This window comes from Streptomyces sp. SPB074 (assembly GCF_000154905.1).
GTDB lineage: Bacteria > Actinomycetota > Actinomycetes > Streptomycetales > Streptomycetaceae > Streptomyces.
This window is the reverse complement of sequence record NZ_GG770539.1, coordinates 6,422,094-6,428,071: the sequence shown is the minus strand read 5'-3', so window position 1 is coordinate 6,428,071 and position 5,978 is coordinate 6,422,094. Positions and strand designations below refer to the sequence as shown.

5 protein-coding genes and 1 pseudogene are annotated in these 5,978 nt (G+C 75.0%); 3 read left to right on the top strand and 3 right to left on the bottom strand.

Features of this window, described 5'->3' with window-relative positions; genetic code table 11:
• The 3 genes and pseudogenes from SSBG_RS27460 to SSBG_RS27450 form a co-directional block, all read right to left on the bottom strand.
• Positions 1-925: MDR family oxidoreductase (locus SSBG_RS27460; protein ID WP_008749309.1), on the bottom strand; the 925-nt coding region annotated here is incomplete at its 3' end.
• A 96-nt stretch (positions 926-1,021) separates the two neighbouring features.
• Complete coding sequence (locus SSBG_RS27455; protein ID WP_008749308.1) at positions 1,022-1,717, bottom strand: response regulator; 696 nt, start codon at positions 1,715-1,717, stop codon at positions 1,022-1,024.
• Positions 1,687-2,686 (bottom strand): annotated as a pseudogene (locus SSBG_RS27450) (HAMP domain-containing sensor histidine kinase). The gene SSBG_RS27455 and the pseudogene SSBG_RS27450 overlap by 31 nt, the downstream one beginning before the upstream one ends.
• A 495-nt stretch (positions 2,687-3,181) precedes the next feature.
• Here SSBG_RS27450 and SSBG_RS35165 point away from each other — a divergent pair.
• The 3 genes from SSBG_RS35165 to SSBG_RS27435 all read left to right on the top strand — a co-directional run.
• On the top strand, positions 3,182-3,382 hold the full coding sequence (locus tag SSBG_RS35165; RefSeq protein ID WP_008749306.1) for a hypothetical protein: 201 nt from the start codon (positions 3,182-3,184) through the stop codon (positions 3,380-3,382).
• A gap of 943 nt (positions 3,383-4,325) precedes the next feature.
• Positions 4,326-4,811, top strand: coding sequence for a cation:proton antiporter regulatory subunit (locus SSBG_RS27440; protein ID WP_008749305.1), 486 nt, complete (start codon positions 4,326-4,328; stop codon positions 4,809-4,811).
• Positions 4,812-4,817: 6 nt separating this feature from the next.
• The coding region (locus SSBG_RS27435; protein ID WP_008749304.1) for a cation:proton antiporter at positions 4,818-5,978 on the top strand (1,161 nt) is incomplete at its 3' end.

Sequence of the window (5,978 nt, the reverse complement as noted above, 5' to 3'; positions counted from 1 at the left end):
CGAGGGGGATCACCCCGGCGAGCGGGACGGTGGTGGTGATGGTGTCGAGGTGGGCCGGGTCGAGCTCGGCGGCGAGGGCGGTCCAGGCGCGGCGGCGGGCGGCCATCGGGGCGTGCACCGAGTCGATGCCCTGGAGGCGGACGCCGCGCAGGATGAACGGGGCCACGGAGCCGGGCAGGTCGAGCCCCTGGGCGAGGCCGCAGGCGGTGACCGTGCCGCCGTAGCGGGTCGCGGCGAGCACGTTGGCCAGGGTGTGGCTGCCGACGCTGTCGACGGCCGCCGCCCAGCGCGCGGAGGCCAGGGGCTTGCCGGGGGCGGCGAGCGTGGCGCGGTCGACGAGTGCGGCGGCGCCGAGCCCGCGCAGGTAGTCGCCGTGCTCGGGGCGGCCGGTCGAGGCGAGGACGCGGTGGCCGCGCGCGGCGAGGAGGCTGATGGCGACGGAGCCGACGCCGCCGGCCGCGCCCGTGACGAGCACGTCGCCGTCGCCGGGCACGACCCCGGCGTCCTCCAGGGCGAGGACGCTGAGCATCGCGGTGTACCCGGCCGTCCCGATCGCCGCGGCCTGCCGGGTGCTCAGTGCCTCGGGCAGAGGCACGAGTTCGTCGGCCGTGACACGGGCGCGCTCGGCGAAACCGCCGTCCTTGTCCTCGCCCCGGCCGAAGCCGTTGAGGACGACCCGGTCACCCGGCGCGAAGCGCGGGTCGGCGGATTCCTCGACCGTTCCCGCGAGGTCGATGCCGGGGGTGAGGGGGAAGGAGCGCACGATGCCCTTGCCCGCGAGGGCGAGGGCGTCCTTGTAGTTGAGCGTCGAGTACTCGACGCCGACGGTCACCTCGCCCGGCGGCAGCCGCCGAGCCTCCAGGGTCTCCACGGCGGCGTGGCGGCCCTGCTCGTCCTCGGTGACACGGATGGCGCGGAAGGACATGTGCGCTGCTCCCTGCTGGTGGGGGTGGTGCGGCTACGGGGCCAGTGTGCTCCGCCGCCCGGCGCGCGGCGTGCCCGGGCCCGGGCCCAGGGTTCCTCAGGGCTCCACGAGTCCCGCGCGTATCGCGTACCGCGTCAGTTCGAGCCGGTCCTTGAGGCCGAGTTTGTGGAGCGTGTTGGCGCGGTGGCGCTCGACGGTCTTGACGCTGATGACGAGGAGGGCCGCGATGTCCTTCGAGGAGTGGCCCTCGGCGACGAGTTTGAGGATCTCCTCCTCGCGCGGGGTGAGCGGGCTGCCGCCGGAGAGGTCTTCGCCCCGGCGGGCCCGGTCGAGGTAGTTGCGGATGAGCGCACCGGTCGCGCCGGGGTAGAGGAAGGGCTCGTCGCGCATCGCGGCCCGGCAGGCTTCGATGAGGTCGCGGTCGGCGAGGGACTTGAGCACGTACCCTCCGGCGCCCGACCCGAGCGCCTCGAAGAAGAACTGCTCGTTGTCGTACATCGTGAGCACGATCATGCGCAGTCCTGGCAGGGCGCGGGACAGCTCCCGGGCCGCCTGGAGCCCGGTCATCCGCGGCATGGCGATGTCGAGCACGGCGAGATCGGGCCGGTGCAGGCGCGCCTGTTCCAGCGCCTGGGCGCCGTCCCCGGCCTCCGCCACGACGCTGAGGTCGGGCTCGGCGTCGAGGATGAGCCGCAGCCCGCGCCGCACGAGGGCGTGGTCGTCGGCGAGCAGTACCCGGATGGGGGCCGCCTCCGGGGCCCTCACCTCACGCCCGTCTCGTCGGGAAGGCACGGTGGCGGGGCGGGGGCGGCCGGGCGGGGCGTGAGCGGGGCGGTCAGCCGGACCTCCGTACCGCCGAGGGGGGCGGGTCCGAGGGAGAGGCGGGCGCCGATCAGGAGGGCGCGTTCGCGCATCCCCGCGCAGCCCCGCGCCCTCGGCGGCCCCGCGCGGGCCGTCGCCGTCGTCCGTCACGGTCAGCTCGACGCCGCGCGACAGCGCGCGCAGGCTCAGCCGCACCTCGCGGGCCCGCGCGTGCCGGACGACGTTGGTCAGCGCCTCCTGCGCGACCCGGTAGAGCACGAGCTCCACCTCCTTGTCCAGCTCCGGCAGTTCCCGGTCCGCGAGGCGCCGCACCCGCAGCCCGCTGTCGGCGGGCAGTTCGGTGACGAGGGAGGCGAGCGCGGCGCGCAGCCCCAGCTCGTCGAGGACACCGGGCCGCAGCCTGCGCGCGATTTGGCGGATCTCGTCCAGCCCGCCGCGCGTCGTCTCCTGCACCTGGTGGAGCCGCTCGGCGAGCGGGGGCGGCGCGTCTCTCGCCGCGCTCTGGAGTTCGAGGAGGACGGCGGTGAGGGTCTGGCCGACCTCGTCGTGGAGTTCCTGCGCGATCCTGCGGCGCTCGGCCTCCTGCGCGGAGAGCGCGCGGGCGGTGCTCGTGGCGCGTTCGGCCTCCAGCCGGTCGAGCATCGTGTTGAAAGCGGTGATGAGCCCGGCGATCTCGCCCTGTCCCGCGGCCTCGGGGCGGCGGGCCGGGCGCAGCAGGTCCGTGGTGCTCATCGCGCGGTGCAGCCGCTGGAGCGGGGCGAGGCCGACGCGCAGGAGCGCCGCGTTGGCGGTGAGCATCGCGGCCAGCCCGGCCGAGAGGATCAGCGCCTCGGTGAGCACGACGGGGGCCGAGACGGTCACCGGTCCGAGCAGCAGCAGGCCCGTCGCCGCGAGCAGCACGGCGGCATTGAGCAGGAAGACGCGCTGGAACAACGACACCGGGTCCCCTCCCGTCGACCGGACACGCCCCGCCGTGCCGTACGACGGGCCCGCCTCCACCCTCCCGATCGCCCCCGGGCCGGTCCATCCGTGACAACCCCCATTTCCGCCCCGCCACCCCCTAGGGGCCGCCCCCTGTTTCTCGGGGTTTTCCCCCAGGGGCGGGGGGGTGATTCCGGATGGCGCGGGAGGCCGGCCGCGCGAGAGGCTTCGTGGCGAGGCCCGGCGGCGGCCTGGCGCGGCGGAACCGCTCCGTCAGGTGTGGGCGGGGCCCGGGGACGGAATCCCTTGGGTACGTGCGTGCGTGCCGCCGAGGGGCGTGGGCCGCGGGGGCCCGCCGAAGCGGGGCCCGGGGCGGCACGTAGGGCGAGACGGGCGATGGATCGTCAGGACGAGACACTGCGGACACTGGAGCGCGGGCTGCGCCGCGGAGAACCCCGCGCCTGGAACGGGACCTGAGCACCGGACGCCTGCCCCGGGCCCTCGCGCCCGTGGGTGATACTGCTGCTCGTCCTCGCCCTCGGGACCCTGTGCGGCGGCCTGGTCGCCGGGCACGGTGTGGTGCTCGCCTCGGGGCTCGTCGCGGCGGGGGTGGCCGCGCAGCTGCTCGACCCGCACCCGGGAGCGCGAGGCCGCCGGACCGGCGGCGCCTTCGCCCGCCCCGCACCGGGCCACGCCCCGCGCTCCCCGCGCTGAGCGCGCCGCACGGCCCGGCGGCCCGGGGCGTACGGACCCCGCTCCCGCCTCGCGCGGGTCCGCCCGGAGCGGGAAAATTCCCGCCGGGCGATACGCGCGTTTCTTCACATAATTCACCGTTCACCCCCTTTGCCATACGTTAAAGTACTGGTCAAGTCAGTAAGCCGGTCCCGCCCTCCCGGGCGTGCCGGCGCGTCGAGCGGCCCGGTCACGGTGGCGCCTGCGCAGGTCTGGGAGGGGGTGGTCCCGTGGAGCACGACCGGCACACCCGCCCTCGCGCACTGCCGCTTCAACCCGGCCCGGGCGCGGCGCTCCGCCCTCCCTCGCGCGACCGGACCACCGGGGTGCGCCCGCGCGACGCCGTTCCGCATAGCGCCTGATCCCGGCCCCCGCGCCCGCGCGCCTTCGGCCCCGTCCCGCGCCCGGCCCCACCCCGTACCACCGTCCCTCGCCTTCTCGCGCCGCGTACCGCCGCGAGAGGCACCGGTACGCGGTGTGACCGCGCGAGACCTCCGGGCCAGGAAGACGCGGGCGCCGACCGCACGTGCCCCGGCACCCCTTCCGCACGCCGCCACGACACCCGTCACCGCAGCACGCACCACCACGCGCGCCCGTCCGGCCCCGCGAAGCCCCCGGCGAACCGCCGTCCGGTCCGCCCCCCGGGGTTCCGCACCACCGGTCGCCGCGCGCTCGTCCCGCCACCGACCGGGGGAGACCACTCCCCCGTATCCCCACCGTCCTCTCCGGGCCCTCACGCGGCCGGTCGCCCCGGCGCACCTCCGCACCCCGACGGGCCCGTTTCCGTCCCCCATCCACGCACGGGTGTTCTGTGCGCGCGGCAGGGATGACACGGTATGGGCTGTCACGGTCCCCCGTGGCACCCGTCCCCCCGCACACCCGCGCACGCAGCCGCGCGCACGCGACACGCCGTACGGAGTTCTCGATGGAGCCCACCGCTCACTTCACCAAGACCGCTCTCCCCGGGATCGGGGCGCGCTACGACCTGGACACGCAGTCCGGCCGCCACCTGTCGGTCGTCGTGCACCAGGACGGCCGCCGGGTCCTCGGCCTCCACGACCCGGAGGACGAGGACAGCTGCCGCGACGCCGCGCAGCTCGACCCCGGCGAATCGCTCGCGCTCGCCGGGCTGCTCAAGCCCGACCCGGTGCGCTACCTGCGCCAGCACGTGGAGATCGACCTCGTCACCGAGCACATCCCCGTGACGAAGCGCTCGCCCTTCGCCGGGCGGGTGCTCGGCGCGACGCAGGCACGTACGAAGACCGGGGCCTCGATCGTCGCCGTCCTGCGGCGCACCGACGCGGTCCCTTCCCCGACCCCGGATTTCCGCTTCGCGATCGGCGACGTACTGGTCGTCGTCGGGACCCGTGAGGGCGTGGACGCCGTGGCCGAACTGATCGCTGGAGGATGACCCCTCGTGCACGACACGACGACTGAACTGCTGATAGAGCTGGGCGCGATCATTCTCGGCCTCGGCATCCTCGGCCGCCTGGCCGGGCGGATCGGCTTCTCCCCCATCCCGCTCTACCTGCTGGCCGGGCTCGCCTTCGGCAAGGGAGGTTTCCTGCCGCTCGACGCGAGTGAGGAGTTCGTCGCCACCGGTGCCGAGATCGGGGTGATCCTGCTGCTCCTCCTGCTCGGCCTGGAGTACAGCGCCTCCGAACTCGTCACCAACCTCAAGAAGCAGTACCCCTCGGGCATCGTGGACTTCGTCCTGAACGCCCTGCCGGGGTTCGTGTGCGCGCTGATCCTCGGCTGGGGCCTCGTGGCCGCCGTGGCCCTGGCCGGGGTCACCTGGATCTCCTCCTCGGGGGTCATCGCGAAGGTCCTCGGCGACCTCGGGCGGCTCGGCAACCGCGAGACGCCGGTGATCCTCGGGGTGCTCGTGATCGAGGACCTCGCGATGGCCGTCTACCTGCCGATCCTCACCGCGCTCCTCGCCGGGCTCAGCATCGGCGGCGCGAGCCTGACGCTCGTCATCTCGCTCGGCACCGTGGGACTGGTGCTCTACCTCGCGCTGCGCCACGGCCGTCTCATCAGCCGGGCCGTCTCCTCGGACAACCCCGAGATGCTGCTCCTCGTCGTGCTCGGGCTGACCGTCCTCGTCGCCGGCGTCGCGGCCGAACTCCAGGTCTCCGCCGCCGTCGGCGCCTTCCTCGTCGGCATCGCGCTCTCGGGCGAGGTCGCGGAGGGCGCCCACAACCTGCTCGCCCCGCTGCGCGACCTCTTCGCGGCCGTCTTCTTCGTCTTCTTCGGCCTCTCCACCAACCCGGCGGACATCCCGCCGGTCTTCCTCACCGCGCTGCTCCTCGCGCTCGTCACCGTCCTCACCAAGATCGCCACCGGCTGGTACGCGGCCCGGCGGGCCGGGGTCAAGCGGGCCGGGCGCTGGCGGGCGGGCGGCACCCTCGTGGCGCGCGGCGAGTTCTCCATCGTCATCGCGGGCCTCGCGGTCGCCACCGCGCCCGAGATCGGGCCGCTCGCGACCGCGTACGTCCTGATCCTCGTCATCCTCGGACCGCTCACCGCGCGCTGGACCGAACCGCTCGCGCGGCGCGTCCTGTACCGCCGGGCACGC